Annotated in this window: 13 protein-coding genes and 1 riboswitch; of the genes, 10 read left to right on the top strand and 3 right to left on the bottom strand. The window is 55.2% G+C overall.

Annotated elements, in window-relative coordinates; genetic code table 11:
- The first annotated feature begins 57 nt into the window (after positions 1 to 57).
- From FAP39_RS05760 to FAP39_RS05735, 6 genes are all read left to right on the top strand, one after another.
- Positions 58 to 1746 carry an NAD(P)H-dependent oxidoreductase subunit E gene (locus FAP39_RS05760; protein WP_138015437.1) on the top strand — a complete coding sequence of 563 codons (1689 nt, stop codon included), beginning with the start codon at positions 58 to 60 and terminating at the stop codon, positions 1744 to 1746.
- Between the two features lie 127 nt (positions 1747 to 1873).
- Positions 1874 to 2566: a lysoplasmalogenase gene (locus FAP39_RS05755; RefSeq protein ID WP_138015436.1), complete on the top strand. Its 693-nt coding sequence runs from the start codon at positions 1874 to 1876 to the stop codon at positions 2564 to 2566.
- 41 nt (positions 2567 to 2607) lie between these two features.
- Complete coding sequence (gene ftsY, locus FAP39_RS05750; protein WP_138015435.1) at positions 2608 to 3774, top strand: signal recognition particle-docking protein FtsY; 1167 nt, start codon at positions 2608 to 2610, stop codon at positions 3772 to 3774.
- A gap of 38 nt (positions 3775 to 3812) precedes the next feature.
- Complete coding sequence (locus tag FAP39_RS05745) at positions 3813 to 4715, top strand: EamA family transporter (RefSeq protein ID WP_138015434.1); 903 nt, start codon at positions 3813 to 3815, stop codon at positions 4713 to 4715.
- A 39-nt stretch (positions 4716 to 4754) separates the two neighbouring features.
- Positions 4755 to 5375 carry an inner membrane-spanning protein YciB gene (locus FAP39_RS05740; protein ID WP_138015433.1) on the top strand — a complete coding sequence of 207 codons (621 nt, stop codon included), beginning with the start codon at positions 4755 to 4757 and terminating at the stop codon, positions 5373 to 5375.
- A 24-nt stretch (positions 5376 to 5399) separates the two neighbouring features.
- The gene (locus FAP39_RS05735; RefSeq protein ID WP_138015432.1) at positions 5400 to 6011 is read left to right on the top strand and encodes an inner membrane-spanning protein YciB; all 612 of its coding nucleotides are present in this window, start codon (positions 5400 to 5402) and stop codon (positions 6009 to 6011) included.
- 11 nt (positions 6012 to 6022) lie between these two features.
- On the opposite strand, the gene FAP39_RS05730 is transcribed toward FAP39_RS05735, so the two are convergent.
- Both FAP39_RS05730 and FAP39_RS05725 read right to left on the bottom strand, forming a co-directional pair.
- Positions 6023 to 6715, bottom strand: a complete 693-nt coding sequence (locus tag FAP39_RS05730; protein ID WP_138015431.1) for a glutathione S-transferase N-terminal domain-containing protein — start codon at positions 6713 to 6715, stop codon at positions 6023 to 6025.
- Positions 6716 to 6725: 10 nt separating this feature from the next.
- Positions 6726 to 7679 (bottom strand): alpha/beta hydrolase, encoded by a 954-nt coding sequence (locus FAP39_RS05725; RefSeq protein ID WP_138015430.1) that lies wholly within the window; start codon positions 7677 to 7679, stop codon positions 6726 to 6728.
- A 111-nt stretch (positions 7680 to 7790) separates the two neighbouring features.
- A riboswitch (SAM riboswitch) is annotated at positions 7791 to 7868 on the top strand.
- Positions 7869 to 7927: 59 nt separating this feature from the next.
- Here FAP39_RS05725 and metZ point away from each other — a divergent pair.
- The 4 genes from metZ to FAP39_RS05705 all read left to right on the top strand — a co-directional run bounded on the left by metZ (position 7928) and on the right by FAP39_RS05705 (position 13683).
- A complete protein-coding gene (gene metZ / locus FAP39_RS05720) occupies positions 7928 to 9109 on the top strand; it encodes an O-succinylhomoserine sulfhydrylase (RefSeq protein WP_138015429.1) in 1182 nt (393 codons plus the stop codon).
- A 242-nt stretch (positions 9110 to 9351) separates the two neighbouring features.
- A complete protein-coding gene (gene folE2 / locus FAP39_RS05715) occupies positions 9352 to 10452 on the top strand; it encodes a GTP cyclohydrolase FolE2 (RefSeq protein WP_138015428.1) in 1101 nt (366 codons plus the stop codon).
- Positions 10453 to 10650: 198 nt separating this feature from the next.
- Positions 10651 to 12099 carry a TrkH family potassium uptake protein gene (locus FAP39_RS05710; RefSeq protein ID WP_138015427.1) on the top strand — a complete coding sequence of 483 codons (1449 nt, stop codon included), beginning with the start codon at positions 10651 to 10653 and terminating at the stop codon, positions 12097 to 12099.
- Positions 12100 to 13683 carry a 5-guanidino-2-oxopentanoate decarboxylase gene (locus tag FAP39_RS05705; protein WP_138015426.1) on the top strand — a complete coding sequence of 528 codons (1584 nt, stop codon included), beginning with the start codon at positions 12100 to 12102 and terminating at the stop codon, positions 13681 to 13683. It begins immediately after the preceding gene.
- A gap of 81 nt (positions 13684 to 13764) precedes the next feature.
- Here FAP39_RS05705 and FAP39_RS05700 read toward each other — a convergent pair whose 3' ends face one another.
- Positions 13765 to 15513 (bottom strand): serine protease, encoded by a 1749-nt coding sequence (locus FAP39_RS05700; protein WP_138015425.1) that lies wholly within the window; start codon positions 15511 to 15513, stop codon positions 13765 to 13767.
- Positions 15514 to 15568 lie beyond the last annotated feature (55 nt).

Raw genomic sequence — 15568 nt, 5'->3', positions numbered from 1 at the left:
TCGCCCCCCCGTCCAAAAGGGTAGTGTTTCGGAAATAGCAGATCACGGGAGGCCGCAATGGCACTGGATGAAGCCAAAAAGGGCATCTGGAAATCGGGCAAAGGCAAAGGGCGCAAAACGCCCAAAGGCCGCCAGTTAGACGATGTCGCGCACGCCGAAGTGGTTGAGTTGCTTGAGCACGGTCCTCGCAAACGCGATATGTTGATCGAGTATCTGCATCTTATTCAGGATACCTTTGGTCATCTGTCGACGGCGCATATTCGCGCCCTTGCTGAAGAACTGCGTCTTGGGCAGGCTGAAATTTTCGAAGTCGCCAGCTTTTATGCGCATTTCGACGTGGTCAAAGATGGTGAAACACCCCCGCCCGCTCTGACAATCCGAGTATGCGATTCGTTGTCTTGCGAACTGGCGGGCGCCGAGCAATTGCAGGCCGCACTCGAAGACGGCCTTGATCCGGCTCAGGTGCGGGTCTTGCGCGCACCTTGCATGGGGCGGTGTGATACGGCGCCCGTTCTAGAGATTGGGCACAACCACATCGACCATGCGACACCGGAAAAGGTGCTGGCGGCAATCTCTGCGGATGATACGCACGCGCATATCCCCGACTATGAAACCTTTGCCGACTATGTGGCCCAAGGTGGATACGAGACCCTGAAAGATCTGCGTGCCAATGGCGACTGGGAAGCTGTTCAAGACAAGGTTCTTGAGGCCGGTCTGCGCGGTTTGGGCGGGGCGGGTTTCCCGTCTGGCAAAAAATGGGGCTTTGTTCGCATGAACGAAGGCACCCGATATTTGGCCGTAAACGGTGACGAAGGCGAGCCAGGGACCTTTAAAGACCGCTATTATCTTGAACGCACGCCGCACCTGTTCCTTGAGGGCATGCTGGTGGCGGCTTGGGCTGTCGAAGCCGAAAAAGCGTTTATCTATATGCGAGACGAGTATCCGGCAGTTTTGGCGATCTTGCGTCGCGAAATTGCAGCCTTGGAAGATGCTGGAATTGTTGAGCAAGGGTATATTGATCTGCGGCGCGGGGCAGGAGCCTATATTTGCGGCGAAGAAAGCGCGATGATCGAGTCCATTGAGGGCAAGCGTGGAGAACCGCGCCATCGCCCGCCGTTTGTGGCGCAAGTCGGCATCTTTGGCCGTCCGACCTTGGTGCACAACGTGGAAACCCTGTTGTGGGTGGCCAAGATTTGCCGCGAAGGACCCGAATGCCTGAACTCTGTTGAACTGAACGGACGCAAAGGCCTTCGGTCGTACTCTGTGTCTGGGCGTGTCAAAAATCCGGGCGTGCATTTGCTGCCTGCTGGATCGACCATTACCGATGTGATCGCGGCGTGTGGTGGGATGGCCGAGGGACACAGCTTTAAGGCCTATCAGCCGGGGGGGCCGTCTTCTGGGCTCTTGCCAGCAAGCATGCACGATATCCCGTTGGATTTCGATACGCTGCAACCACATGGCACGTTTATCGGGTCTGCGGCGGTTGTGGTTTTGGGTGACCAAGACAGCGCACGTGACGCCGCGCTAAATATGTTGCGGTTCTTTGAAGACGAAAGCTGTGGCCAATGTACGCCGTGTCGTGTTGGCTGTGAAAAAGCTGTGAAGTTGATGCAATCTGACACATGGGACACAGGGCTTTTGGAAGAGCTGTCGCAGGCGATGGTGGATACGTCCATCTGTGGCTTGGGGCAGGCGGCACCAAACCCCATCCGGTTGACAATGAAGCATTTCGCCAACGAAATCTGATCGCGTTCAAATATTTGAAGACATGTAAACGCCCTGCCAGTTTTGGCGGGGCGTTTTCGTCACGGCACCCAAGACAAGCAGCCCGAATTGAGGCAGGATCACAAGACACGCTCATCTCGGAGGCCCTATGTCCATACTTGAAGAAATTGCGCTACGGCAGTCGTTTAGACTCGGCTTTCTATTGGTCGGGGTGTCGTTTGCTTTGGTCTATGTGGTGGGGTTTTGTTACCGTGGGCCGTCGATGGTCAAAACACTTGTCAAAGCGGTGCCTTTGCTATCATTCGCTGCGGCGGTTGGGGTGACCTTTGGGCATCCTCTGATCATTCTAGCACTGGTGAGTTCTGCGATTGGTGACATTGCGTTGTCGCGATCGAGCGACAAACCTTTTTTGGTCGGCTTGATCAGCTTTGCTATCGCACATGTGTTTTACATTGTGCATTTTTGGGGGCTGTCCGGCGGGCTTGATGGGGCGTTGGCATTGCCAGTGGCGGCGGCTGCGCTGGTTATTTTTGCGCTGTCTACCGAGGTGTGGCTTGGCCCGTTCACGGACGAGATGCGTTGGCCAGTGCGCGTTTATGTGGTCTTGATTACGGTCATGGGACTTACGGCGCTAGGGCTTAACGGTATGCCGCTGGCGATGTTTGGCGCGTTTGCGTTTTTGATGTCCGACACGCTGTTGTCTATTCAGTTGTTTCGCATGTCCGACCATTCAGTCTGGCAGGTGCCGACCTCGGTCGTATTGTGGCTATTATACGCGGGGGGACAATTTGCCATCCTTGCAGGCGCTGGATGGTCAACGCCGCTCTTCCAAATCTGGTAAACTCGCATTAGGTGGGTAGGAAGGTTCTGCCGGAGGCTAATATGGCGTTTTTTTCCAAACTTAAGGATAAACTGTTCAAATCTTCTTCAAAGTTGGAAGAAGGGTTGGATGCCATTGTCGAGGATGGCGGTGACCAAAGTGTCGACGCTGCGGTTGAAATCGACCCTGTGCAGACGTCCGAGCCTGATCTTGTGCAAGATGTGTTGCCCACGGATGCTGGTGAAGGCGCCGCGCCAAGTGATGCCGCCGCTGCCATGCCCGAACCCATTGCTGCGCAGCCGGCGGCCCCAGTGACTCCCCCCCATGCCGAGAGCGAAAAGCCGGGCCTTTTGGCACGACTAACCGGACGCGGTGCGGGACAACCCGTTGTAAAGCGTGTGCTTGATGATGACATGCTCGAGCAGCTCGAAGAGCTGTTGATTGCGTCGGATATGGGTGTCGATACTGCATTGCGCGTGTCCGCCAACATTGCCGAAGGGCGTTTTGGCAAGCGGGTTTCAACACAGGAAATCAAATCGCTTCTGGCCAAAGAAGTCTCGCGGATCATGGAACCAGTGGCCAAACCTCTGCCAATTTACCCCAACAAGCCCCAAGTTGTGCTTGTTGTCGGTGTGAATGGATCAGGGAAAACCACCACAATCGGCAAGCTGGCCAGTCAATTCAAGGCCGCGGGCAAATCGGTTGTTATTGCTGCGGGTGATACGTTTCGCGCCGCAGCTGTGGAACAACTTCAGGTCTGGGGAGATCGCGCAGGCGTACCCGTATTGACCGCGCCCGAGGGGTCCGACCCTGCGAGCCTTGCGTTTGATGCCATGACCCGTGCCGAGGCAGACGGAGCGGACCTGTTGATGATCGACACGGCGGGTCGCTTGCAGAACCGGGCGGATTTGATGGAAGAGCTTGCCAAAATTGTGCGGGTAATCCGCAAAAAGGACGAAACCGCGCCGCATAATACGTTGCTGGTGCTGGATGCCACCACGGGACAAAACGCGGTCAATCAGGTGGATACGTTCCAGAAACTGGCCGATGTGTCCGGGTTGGTCATGACCAAGCTGGACGGCACGGCCAAAGGGGGGGTGCTGGTTGCGCTTGCTGACAAATTCGGCCTGCCGATCCACGCCATCGGTGTCGGCGAACAAATTGATGATCTTGCCCCCTTTGACCCAGAAGAGTTTGCGGCGGCCCTGATCGGGCTGGACAAGGCCTGATCCTGTGGGGCGCCGGCTAAGTCCGCTACACCATCATGATGAGTGACTGGATTGTCTCTTTAGAAGGGACCGAGGCGGGTGAACAGGTCGCGCTGATGCTGGCGCTGACGGCGGCATTTCTTCACGCCGTCTTCGGGGCATTGCAAAAGGGGCGGGTCGATCCGTGGCTGTCACGTGGTGTGATCGATCTGTGGTTGTTGATTTTTTCTTTCCCGATTGCCTTGTTTCTTGTGCCATGGCCACAGGGCAACGTGTGGTGGCTCCTGTTGGGGGCGTTGAGTATCCATTTTGTCTATAAGCTCGGGATGGCGCTGGCCTATTCGCGTGGCGCCTTTACGGTGGTTTATCCGGTGGTGCGTGGCACGGGGCCATTGTTTACGGTTCTTGGGGCTTGGATCATCTTTGACGAGAGCTTTTCCGGCACACAGTGGTTGGGCGTTGCGGTGCTGGTCGCGGGGATTTTTGGGCTTGCGGTCTATAACCTGATCCATGTGAAGACAGGGCGCGATACTCTTATTCCGGCATTGTGGCTGGCTGTTGGAACAGGGGCCATTGTGGCGCTTTATACGACTTATGATGCCTATGGTATTCGCGCGACGCCCAATCCGTTTACATTTTTGGCGTGGTTTTTTCTGATCACCTCTGTCGATTTCCCCATCATTGCCGCCCTGCGGTGGCGCAGCATGACACATCATCCTGAAATCAAACCGTTGATGTGGCGTGGGATGGCCGGGGCACTGGTGGCATTCGGCAGCTTTGGGTCGGTGATGTTGGCGACCCGTTTGGGCAAGGTGGGCGAGGCCGCCGTCTTGCGCGAAACATCCCCTGTGTTTGCCGCAATCATTGGCTGGCTGGTGTTGCGTGAAACCGTCGGACCACGCCGGATTGCATTGATGACCTTGATTGCGGCGGGCGCAGTCATAGTTGAACTGGGCGGCTGATTGCGCCAGATAGAGTTTGAGAAAAAAGGAAAACAGGCCATGGATCGCAAAAAGATCAACCCGACGCTCAAACTTGTGCTTGAAATGGGGCCGATCGTTGTATTCTTCGTGGCGTATCTCAAACTGCGCGAAAAGCTGTTTGTGATTGGTGGTACCGAATACGAAGGTTTCATTTTGGTGACTGCGGGGTTTATCCCGCTGATGATCCTGTCCAGCGCGATCTTGTATAAACTCACCGGTCACCTTTCCAAGATGCAGGTCGCCACCTTGGTGTTGGTGGTTATCTTTGGCGGGCTGTCGGTGTGGCTGAATGATGATCGTTTTTTCAAGATGAAGCCGACCATGATTTATCTGCTGTTTGCAGGGGCCTTGGGTGTCGGGCTTTTGCGAGGGCAATCGTACCTTAAATACGTGATGGAAGAAATGCTGCCCCTGCAGGACGAAGGGTGGCTTGTGTTGACCCGCCGTCTGACGGCGTTCTTTTTTATTCTGGCCGTCCTAAATGAACTGATCTGGCGGACGCAAACCACGGATACTTGGGTGTATTTCAAGACATTTGGTTTGAGCGCTGCAATATTCGTGTTCTTTATGACCCAAGGCAAAGTTTTTCAGACCTATGCCATTCCCGAAGATCATCCCGCCGAAGCGGAAGACCTTTAGCAGGCTGTTTCAGGAGACTTTCCCTTGGCTCAAGATCATGACATCAATCCCGTGCTCAAACAGGTTCTCGAACTGGGGCCTACGTTGGCATTTTTTGCGATTTATCTGAACATTCGCGATGACATGTTCGAATTTCGCGGCGAGCAGTACACAGGGTTCGTTGTGTCGACTGTGGTGTTTATTCCCATTCTGATGGCGGCGATGGCTGTGCTTTGGGGCATGACGCGCGAACTTAGCAAAATACAAATCTTCACGGCTGTTATGGTGGTGTTCTTTGGCGGGTTGACGGCGTGGTTCAATGACGAGCGGTTTTTCAAAATGAAAACAACGCTGGTGTACGCGGTGTTCTCGGCCATTCTTGGGGTCGGTCTGTTGCGCGGCCGTAGCTATTTGGCGCTTGTGCTGTCCGAGGCTATTCCACTGGCGCCTGCCGGATGGATGCAATTGACCAAACGATTGACGTGGTTTTTCGCGGTGTTGGCAATTGGCAACGAAATTGTCTGGCGCACGATGTCCACCGATGCATGGGTCAAAATCGAAACCTTTGGCTTTACGATCGTGATCGTCGCATTCTTGTGGTGGAACATCATGGATTTGCAAAAACCGGATCGCAAGGCGGCCGCCCGCCGCAAGTAATGCCCAAGCGCCTAGCGTTTGAACAGGACGCCATGGGCCTTTTTATCCGTGCTGATATCCCCGCGCAGCTCTGCATGTAGTGCGCGCCCACGTTGCACACCGGGGCGTGCTGCCATCAGATCAAGCCAGCGCGCTAGATGCGGCTTGTCGTCCAGTGTTTGTTGTTGACCTTCCCACAAGGACGCCCAAGGCCAAATCGCAATATCCGCAATAGAGATGAAATCACCGGCGACATATTCGTGATGTGCAAGCTGTCTGTCGAGCACGCCGTACAGACGGGCGACTTCGTTGCGGTATCGATCTTTTGCATAAGGCAGATCATTTGGGGGATCCATGGCAGGCGCGTATTTCAAAAAGTGGTGGGCTTGGCCTGCCATCGGGCCGACGCCCCCCATTTGCCACATCAGCCATTGCGTAACCGCTATTTTCTCGCGTGCAGTGCGCCCCCCGAATTGATCGGTTTTCTGGGCAAGATATTGCAAAATTGCGCCGCTTTCAAAGATGGATATGGCCGCGTTTTCAGGCCCTTGGTGATCGACAATTGCAGGCATGCGGTTGTTCGGAGAAATGGCAAGGAATGCGGGCTTGAACTGGTCGCCGGCGCTGATGTTGACCAGATGGGGTTCATACTTCAGGCCCATTTCTTCGAGCGCAATCGATACTTTCCATCCGTTCGGAGTTGGCCAAAAATACAGATCAATCATGCCACAATCCTTAGTGGTTCTCGGGGTGGGGTGTTGTGACTCCTAGCCTAGTGGACAAACGCATGCCGCGCCAGTTCATTGGCTGCTTGGGCGGCGTTCTGGGTGCAGATGGGGCCGATAGGGCCTGAAGGTATTGTAAAGGTAGCCGCTCAGGTGTTCGGATCAGAGCCCGATAAAACGGAAATGTACCGTCCCTAAGGTAGGTCGACCAATGGCATGGCCAGCGCCGTGACGGGTGAATTTGGAATCCCTCCTGCGCCAAGCTGTCCAAGACGGACGGCATATCGATACGCAGATTGACTGCGTTGTGTGCGTCTATCCCTTGGCCGATGGATTTGTCGTCCCGCGATAGGGCCGGGATCGCCCATTCGAACAGCTTGTCGTATAATCTATTTTCGGCGCTGATCACATTAATGACGTCGCTTGCACGGCCTGCGGGGGTCTGAAGCATGCGCTTGGCGTATTGTTGATAGGTCGCCCCGTTGAGCAAAAGAATCCGCCCCAGATCACCTTGGCGCAGCAGGGGCAGGGCACTCAGCGCAAGATGAGTGCCCATCGAATGTCCCACAAGATGTACAGGCCTGTCGGGCGCAAGGGTGCGCAATATTCCAATCAGCGTGGCCAGCGCGCGCGTGGCCGTCTGGGATGTTTGCAGCGCTTGCCAAACGGTTCCGCGCGACATCCATCCAAACGCAATGGCAATGCCCTCGTCAGGGTCACCGCTGCCATACCCAAGCCCGAGCGGCCAACTTGTTGCTGTGCTCGCTGACGTGGGCGGATCAAGTGAAAAAATGTGCGCATGGGGGCAGTGGCGAGGATCGTAGGGGGCAAAACTATAGCCGTGGATCATCACTGTAATCGGGCCTGTGTGGTCCAAGGCTCTGTGCAATACGGGAGAGAGGGCACGGGATGTGCCATGTAAAACGGGGTTGGGACCATCTGCATTGATCCTGATGATGGACATCGCGGTTCTCCCACTACATCTAGTGTGCGGTATCCTGAATGTTTGCGTATTCTTGATGAAGTTGGGGTTACAGCTGCGTGACGGTGTTGACCGTGGCGCATGCGCCAAGTACAGGGGGGATGTGGCGATTTGTTACCGGATTGCGGGCCACGTTAAATATTTCCGCTAAAAGGTCAGGACGAAGGACCCCCCTTTTGGCTTGGCCGATCGGGGGTTTTTTTATGGGTTGATGACCCAAGGAGGACGCGATGAGCGACTGGAATACGCGCACAAAGTTGGTGCATGGCGGCACAAGACGCAGCCAATACAATGAAGTAAGCGAAGCCATTTTTCTGACGCAGGGCTTTGTCTATGACACCGCAGAGCAAGCCCAAGAGAGGTTTCTTAAGGCGGGCGATGATGAATTCATTTATGCGCGTTATGGCAATCCGACTGTGGCCATGTTCGAGGAGCGTATTGCCCTGCTTGAGGGTGCCGAAGATGCATTTGCGACGGCCTCTGGAATGGCGGCGGTCAATGGCGCGCTGACGTCCATGTTGAAGGCCGGCGATCATGTTGTGGCTGCTCGGGCGTTGTTCGGGTCGTGTTTGTATATTCTCGAGGACATTCTTGCGCGCTTTGGGGTCGAGGTCACCTTGGTGGACGGCACTGATTTACAGGCCTGGCAAGATGCTGTCCGTGCTGACACGCGGGCTGTCTTTTTTGAGTCGATGTCCAATCCCACGCTTGAGGTGATCGACATTGCGGCGGTGGCCGAGATCGCCCACAAAGTTGGCGCGACAGTGGTCGTGGACAATGTGTTTTCAACGCCGGTCTTTTCAAATGCCATCGCTCAAGGTGCTGACGTTGTGATTTATTCCGCGACCAAACACATTGATGGTCAGGGGCGCGCCTTGGGGGGCGTGATTTTGGGCACCAAAGAGTTCATTCGTGGCACTGTCGAGCCGTATATGAAACATACCGGAGGCAGCCTCTCACCATTTAACGCTTGGGTGATGTTGAAGGGACTTGAAACCATCGATCTGCGTGTGCGCGCCCAAGCTGAAACCGCGCTTAAGGTTGCTCAGGCTCTTGATGGGCATTCCAAGCTGTCCCGCACGATTTATCCAGGGTTAAAGGCGCATGCCCAAAATGATCTGGTACAACGGCAATTGGGCGGCAAAGGTGGTACCGTGTTGTCGCTTGACTTGGCGGGGGGGCAGGACGCTGCATTTCGATTCCTGAACGGTCTGAACATCGCCGTCATTTCCAACAATCTGGGGGATGCAAAATCGATCGCGACACATCCGGCAACCACAACACATCAACGGCTGCCCGATGCCCAGAAAGCAGAACTCGGGATCACACCGGGATTGATCCGCTTTTCCGTCGGCCTTGAAGATTCCGATGATCTGATTGCTGATATTACCGCGTCGCTTGATGCCGTGTAGGCGGGCAGGGACGTGACGCCATGTCATCGTACGTGCGAGGTCGGTACAGAAAATTGTGCCGACCCCACGCACACGATTTACGGCCGTGATGTCGCTCGGATGGCACGTTTTGGCGGTTGTTGGGGGTGCAACGGTGTTGGTTTCGGGCAAAAGGGCGTAAAGAGCCGACGAAAGGTCGAAGTTTGCAATCCGGTTCTGAAGTATTAAGTTAATTTGGCGATAGGAACAAAAGGCTGCTCTTTATGAATATCCAAACGAACAAGCCGCAAACCCAACCCAGTAAGGACGATGCTATCGAAGCACTGGCCAAATTACGGGCTTGGGCCGTGCAAGCCACTCCAGAGGAAATTGCTGCTCTGGAACCGGCGGTGGCGCGGTTGCTTCCTGATCAACCACTGGGCAACTATCCGGCCCTCACGCGTACCTATCCTGATGATTTTGTGGCGGATGAGGCATATCGCGCGTCGCTGCCTGATCTTCAGAACGGCCCGGCCAGTCTGATCCGGGGGGAAAAACAGCAGATTCAGCATGTGGGTATTTCCAATTTCCGCCTGCCCATTCGCTTTCATGCGCGGGATGGCGCGGACATGACGCTTGAAACCAGCGTCACCGGGACTGTGAGTTTGGATGCAGAGAAAAAGGGCATCAACATGTCCCGGATCATGCGCTCGTTTTATAAACATGCGGAAAAAACCTTTAGTTTTGAGGTCATGGAGGCCGCCCTTGCGGATTACGTGACGGATTTGGAAAGCCTTGATGCGCGCATTCAGATGCGATTTTCCTATCCCATGCGCATCCCGTCGCTGCGGTCCGGTTTGGCCGGATATCAGTATTATGACATCGCGCTGGAAAAAGTGCAGGTGAACGGCGAACTGCACAAAGTGATGCACTTGGATTATGTGTATTCTTCGACGTGCCCGTGTTCCCTGGAGCTAAGCGAGCACGCCCGACAGTCCCGAGGCCAGCTGGCGACACCGCACTCTCAACGATCTGTTGCGCGTATTTCGGTACAGGTGCGCCAAGATGAACTTTTGTGGTTTGAAGACCTCATAGATATGGCACGCAAGGCGGTTCCGACCGAGACGCAGGTGATGGTTAAGCGCGAGGATGAGCAGGCCTTTGCAGAGCTGAATGCCGCCAACCCAATCTTTGTAGAAGACGCGGCACGCCTGTTTTGCGAGCAACTCAAGGCCAACCCACGCGTTGGCGATTTCCGTGTGATTGCGAGCCACCAAGAAAGCCTGCACAGCCATGATGCCGTGTCGATCCTGACAGATGGCCCATTCTTTGCCGCGTCAAGCCTTGACCCCAAGCTGTTCAACACTCTGTTTCACATCGGCTAAGGTTGATGTGCGGGATGCAAAAACGAATGCTGTTCTGTGACGGCTTGGAATTTTCTCATCCCGACGGGCGCCTTGACAGGCTTTTGAAACGGACTTGAATTTCATTCTGGAAAATGGCGATTTACCTCTCGGTGATCTGGGGGCTTCAGGCCGCAACATGGCTTGACACTGGCACAATCAGACGCCAACGCTTTGCGCATGTTAGATCTTCGCCCTGTTGGATATGTCATCGGCCTTTTGGTTGCGATGTTGGGACTGACCATGATCTTGCCTATGGGGCTGGATTTGGTGGAGGGTCGTGAAAACTGGTCTGCCTTTCTGGAAAGCGCCATTCTGACAGTCTTGGTCGGCGGGCTCGTCGCGTTGTCCTGCCAAACTGGCAAGGGCAAAGGGCTGACCATTCAACAAACCTTTTTGCTGACGACCGGTGTTTGGCTCGCGTTGCCGATTTTTGGGGCGCTGCCGTTTGTGGTCGGCGCGACAGAGGCCCGGTTTGTGGACGCCTTTTTTGAGGCCATGTCGGGTCTGACGACCACGGGATCAACGGTGTTGTCCGGGCTGGATGAATTGCCACGCGGGCTTTTGCTGTGGCGGGGGTTGCTGCAATGGCTTGGCGGGATCGGGATTATCGTGGTGGCCATGGTGTTTCTGCCAGAGTTGCGTGTCGGCGGAATGCAGATTTTTCGCTCCGAAGCATTTGATACCATGGGGAAAATCCTGCCAAGGGCCACCCAGATTTCTGGCCAAATTTCGGTTGTGTATGTGGCACTCACGGTGGCATGTGCCTCGACATATCTAGTGCTGGGGATGCAGCCGTTTGATGCTATCGTGCATGCGCTCACAACAGTGTCGACAGGTGGGTTTTCGAACTATGATGCATCGTTTGGAACCTTTGGTGGCCCTATGGAGTATGCGGCATCGTTGTTCATGATCTTGGCCGCGCTTCCGTTTGTGCGATATGTGCAGATGTTGAATGGACACTCGATGCCGTTGTTGCAAGACACGCAAGTGCGCGCCTTCCTGATGACCATTCTGATCTTGGTCATTGTGTTCACAATCGTGTTGACCGCGATCTTTCCGCATCACTGGGAAAAATCTTTCCGCGAAGCCCTGTTCAATATCACCTCGATCATTTCGGGGACCGGATATGCCAGTGTCGATTACATGACTTGGGGCAGCTTTATCGTGTCTGTGTTCTTTTTCATTGGCCTGATCGGGGGCTGCGCTGGGTCGACAGCGTGTTCAGTTAAGATTTTTCGGTACCAGCTTCTTGTGTCTGCCATCAAAGCGCAAATTCGCCAAATTCAGCAGCCTCGGGGCATTTTCACACCTCGGTACGATGGACGGCGTGTCAGCGATGATGTGTTGAGTTCGGTCATGTCGTTCTTTGTCTTCTTTACGGTGACTTTGGGGGTTTTGGCTGTTCTGCTGAGTATGACAGGTCTGGATTTCACCACGGCGGTTTCTGGAGCAGCGACCGCAGTTGCGAATATTGGTCCGGGTCTTGGAGATATCATCGGTCCGGCTGGTAACTTTGCGCCTTTGAATGACACGGCCAAGTGGCTGTTGATCGCGGGGATGTTGATCGGGCGCCTCGAGCTATTGGCGGTTTACGCCATTCTGACAACGCGGTTCTGGAGAGCATAAATGACACATAGACCTTTGGGTGCACAAATCTCGCATATGCTGAAAGCGCGGGGTGTAGATACGATTTTCGGAATACCCGGCGTGCATAACGTTGAAATGTATCGTGGCATTGAAGAAGCGGGCATTACGCATGTCTTGGCGCGGCATGAACAGGGGGCCGGCTTTATGGCCGATGGGTATGCGCGGGCCACGGGCCGCGTGGGCGTGGCCTATGTTATTACGGGACCGGGTCTTTGCAATATCATGACAGCTCTGGGTCAGGCGTATTCCGATTCTGTATCGGTGTTGACCTTGTCATCCTGTCTGGATGAAACCGCAGCCCGCAAGGGGCAGTTGCACCAGATGTTGGATCAGAGTGGCGCGGCAGATACCGTGTGCGACTGGAGTCAGGAAGCCCGATCGCCAGAAGCGGCGTATGAACTGGTTGACCGCGCATTGACCGAGTTTGCGACCATGCGCCCAAGGCCGAAACACATTCAGGTTGGAATTGACGTCTTGGGCGGGGTGGCACCAGCGCCCAAGCGCGTGCCCGCACATCCGGTGCAACGCACCCGTGCGCAGTTGGATATGTCGCAGGTGGCGGATATCCTGAACGCTGCCACACAGCCGATGGTCGTCGTTGGGGGTGGGGCCATCCAAGCCATGGATGGCTTGCGCCAGCTGACGCGGACCCTCAAAGCGGCCTCGTTTGCGACCTATGCAGGGCGAGGCGTCATTTCCTCCGAGGACCCATTACATTTCGGGACCTACCTTGCGCGGCCAAGTTCGGCCGAGGTCATTGCGCAAGCTGATGTGGTTTTGGCGGTGGGAACAGAGTTGAGCGAGGTCGATCTATGGCGGACCGACCTTGGTCACACTGGTACGATGATCCGGATTGATATCGACCCGTCTGTTCTGTCCAATTGCGTTCAAACAACGTTGGGCGTCCATGCGGATGCACAAAACGCAATCGACTCTCTTGTGCCACTGCTCGCTGCCAAATCCACAAGCGCTTGGCGACCGGAAACCGTGGCACAGACACGGGCGCATTGGAAAGCCGAAGTTGACGCGGAGCGTCCGGGAATCGTGCCCATCGTGGATGCGCTGCGGGCGGTGATGCCTGCTGATACCATGATCTATAGCGACATGACCCAGTTTGCCTATGCCGCAACGGAGGTCTGGGATTTGCCACACCCAGGCCATTGGCATCACCCTTACGGGTTTGGCACACTTGGGTATGGCCTTCCTGCGGCCATTGGAGGAGCGGTTGCGCGTGGCAAGGCTCCTACCGTTTGTATCGCAGGGGACTATGGGTTTCAGTATACCATTCAGGAACTCGGCACAGCGGTGGAGCTGGGTCTCTCCCTGCCAATATTGCTGTGGGATAACGGGAAGCTGAAAGAAATCGAAGACAGCATGGTCAACAGCCAGATCGCACCAAATGCGGTCGTTGCGATGAATCCTGATTTTTGCAAGCTTGCAGAGGCGTATGGGGCGTTGGCATGCGAACCCGAGACACTTGCAGAGTTACAGCAGGCGGTCCTTGATGCACTTCAGGCAGATCGACCAACTCTGATCCGTATGACGCCTGCCTTAACCGCCTAGTGCGGACTGTGACGGCTGGCACCAATAGCAAAGGCCGGGGCTCGATGCCCCGGCCTTTGCTGTATTTGTCAAACTAAGGTTTTAGTTCCAGCAACTTACCAAGACTGTCATGTCGGCCGCAAGCCGTGTGATATTCTCAGCCGCCAGCGTGCCGTTCCCAGTTCCCGAGGTCGCACTTACACCGGACTGATCCAGCAGGGTGCGCAATGTGTCTGCGCCCACCGCAAAGCTGACGTCCGATGGAAGCTGCTGACCGTTGGCTTGGGTTTTGGGCAACAACAAACCCAATACGGTGCCTTCGCTATCAAATACTGGTCCTCCCACATCGCCTGGCAACGCAGTTAGGGCCAAGCGTTTGAATGCGGTGTCTCCTGCAAGGCCTTTTACGTCTGCAAGCGTCCCAAAGGTCAACGTTGGTGCCCCGAGGATACCCTCGTAAGAATATCCTGATACAGCCACATCGGATTGCAGGCGAGCATCGCCATCACGCAAGGTTGCGACTGCCATCGGTGAGAGACCGTCAACCGGACGCAGCACAGCGACGCCAAGCCGATCATCGATCCCGACCACCGTCGCTTCATAGTCATTGTCCAGTGTGACCTTGGTGCAGCTCTGTACGGCTTGCGCGGTTGTCACAACGACGCCGTTGTTATCCACAAAAAATCCGGAACGCGACATCTTGGGTTTGCGCAGGTTCAGACCTGCAAGCAGATCAATGCTTTGGGCGTCATTGCTGCCGGCCGCAGGATCAAGAACGCCGTCAACGCGCGAGAACGTTGCCTGCATTTCACCAAGGATGCGTGTGCGGCGTTCTTCGTCGCCGATCGGCCATACAAGTGTAAACCCTTTGATCTCGCCGTTTTTCAAGGAGACCTCGGTATGGGAAATGATCTTGCCATTGCGCCCGGTAAGCACAAAGCTGTCTTTCTTGCGTGACCGTTCGCCTTCAAGCGGGACGATTTCCAGCGTCTGCATGATGTCGTATAATCCAAAGAGCGTGCTTTGGTCCCCGCCCTGAGAAATCATCAAGACTTTGGCAGGATTGTCACCGGATGCTTCAAATCGGACAAATGGAAACTCGGTTGCTGTTTCGCGGACCACACCCATCGGGATTTGCATTTCAATGCCGGCGTCGGCATTGGTGACAGTGCGCAAATCCATGCCCTTGAGAACCGCGAAATACTGATCGCGCAATTCTTCGCGTTGAAGCGTTGTCATCACGCCCGTGGCGTCCCATCCATTATCGGCTTGCCAACGTGACATTGACGCCCGCGTTCCACGGCCGAATGCACCGTCAATTGCCGAGGTGTAATACCCAGCCCATTTTAACCAGCTTTGCAGCTCTTTGCGTTCTGCTTTGGTTAGGGCTGCTTCGCTGGCGCGGGCTTGGCGTGGCGTCTCGTCAACCTGTTTGATCTCTGGTTCAGGGGCAGGAACGACCGAGGCTGACGCCGTGTCTTGCGGTGTCGCGGTTTCGGTTGTGCCCAGAACATTTGCACCGACGGGCCAGAACTGGCGGCGAAATGCCGATGTTTGCGCGACAAAAGCATCCCGTGGAATCAGACCTTCGTTGCGATACACGTTCAGCACTTCTTCGGCGTCGACGCGCCGGTATGGCCCAAGCGCAATGGCGTACCATCCGCTGCCCAGATCAAAACCATTCACATCCTGAAGGTCTTGTGCATAGAGCTGAGCACGCTGTGTCGCAATTGTCAGGCTTGGCTGCGCCTCGACCTGCACCCACGCAATGTCGGTGTCTGAAGTTTGCGAGAACGCGGCTTGCACAGCCACGAAGAAAGAGAAACAAATTGAAAGAAGTACGCGGAGCATAGCAGAATAGGCCTCAAAAGGTCTGGAATTGGCATTATTGGCCATCTTTAACAAA

Origin of the sequence: Shimia litoralis (genome assembly GCF_005518135.1) — a bacterium.
GTDB classification, from domain to species: domain Bacteria; phylum Pseudomonadota; class Alphaproteobacteria; order Rhodobacterales; family Rhodobacteraceae; genus Shimia_E; species Shimia_E litoralis.
Note: the sequence above shows the minus strand (reverse complement) of the source record. Positions and strands in the feature narration are given on the sequence as shown.

What these genes read in the sequence shown, in the direction of transcription:
- FAP39_RS05760 (WP_138015437.1), top strand. Translation starts at nt 58, where the DNA reads ATGGCACTGGATGAAGCCAAAAAGGGCATCTGGAAATCGGGCAAAGGC.
- FAP39_RS05755 (WP_138015436.1), top strand. Translation starts at nt 1,874, where the DNA reads ATGTCCATACTTGAAGAAATTGCGCTACGGCAGTCGTTTAGACTCGGC.
- ftsY (WP_138015435.1), top strand. Translation starts at nt 2,608, where the DNA reads ATGGCGTTTTTTTCCAAACTTAAGGATAAACTGTTCAAATCTTCTTCA.
- FAP39_RS05745 (WP_138015434.1), top strand. Translation starts at nt 3,813, where the DNA reads ATGAGTGACTGGATTGTCTCTTTAGAAGGGACCGAGGCGGGTGAACAG.
- FAP39_RS05740 (WP_138015433.1), top strand. Translation starts at nt 4,755, where the DNA reads ATGGATCGCAAAAAGATCAACCCGACGCTCAAACTTGTGCTTGAAATG.
- FAP39_RS05730 (WP_138015431.1), bottom strand. Translation starts at nt 6,715, where the DNA reads ATGATTGATCTGTATTTTTGGCCAACTCCGAACGGATGGAAAGTATCG.
- FAP39_RS05725 (WP_138015430.1), bottom strand. Translation starts at nt 7,679, where the DNA reads ATGTCCATCATCAGGATCAATGCAGATGGTCCCAACCCCGTTTTACAT.
- metZ (WP_138015429.1), top strand. Translation starts at nt 7,928, where the DNA reads ATGAGCGACTGGAATACGCGCACAAAGTTGGTGCATGGCGGCACAAGA.
- folE2 (WP_138015428.1), top strand. Translation starts at nt 9,352, where the DNA reads ATGAATATCCAAACGAACAAGCCGCAAACCCAACCCAGTAAGGACGAT.
- FAP39_RS05710 (WP_138015427.1), top strand. Translation starts at nt 10,651, where the DNA reads ATGTTAGATCTTCGCCCTGTTGGATATGTCATCGGCCTTTTGGTTGCG.
- FAP39_RS05705 (WP_138015426.1), top strand. Translation starts at nt 12,100, where the DNA reads ATGACACATAGACCTTTGGGTGCACAAATCTCGCATATGCTGAAAGCG.
- FAP39_RS05700 (WP_138015425.1), bottom strand. Translation starts at nt 15,513, where the DNA reads ATGCTCCGCGTACTTCTTTCAATTTGTTTCTCTTTCTTCGTGGCTGTG.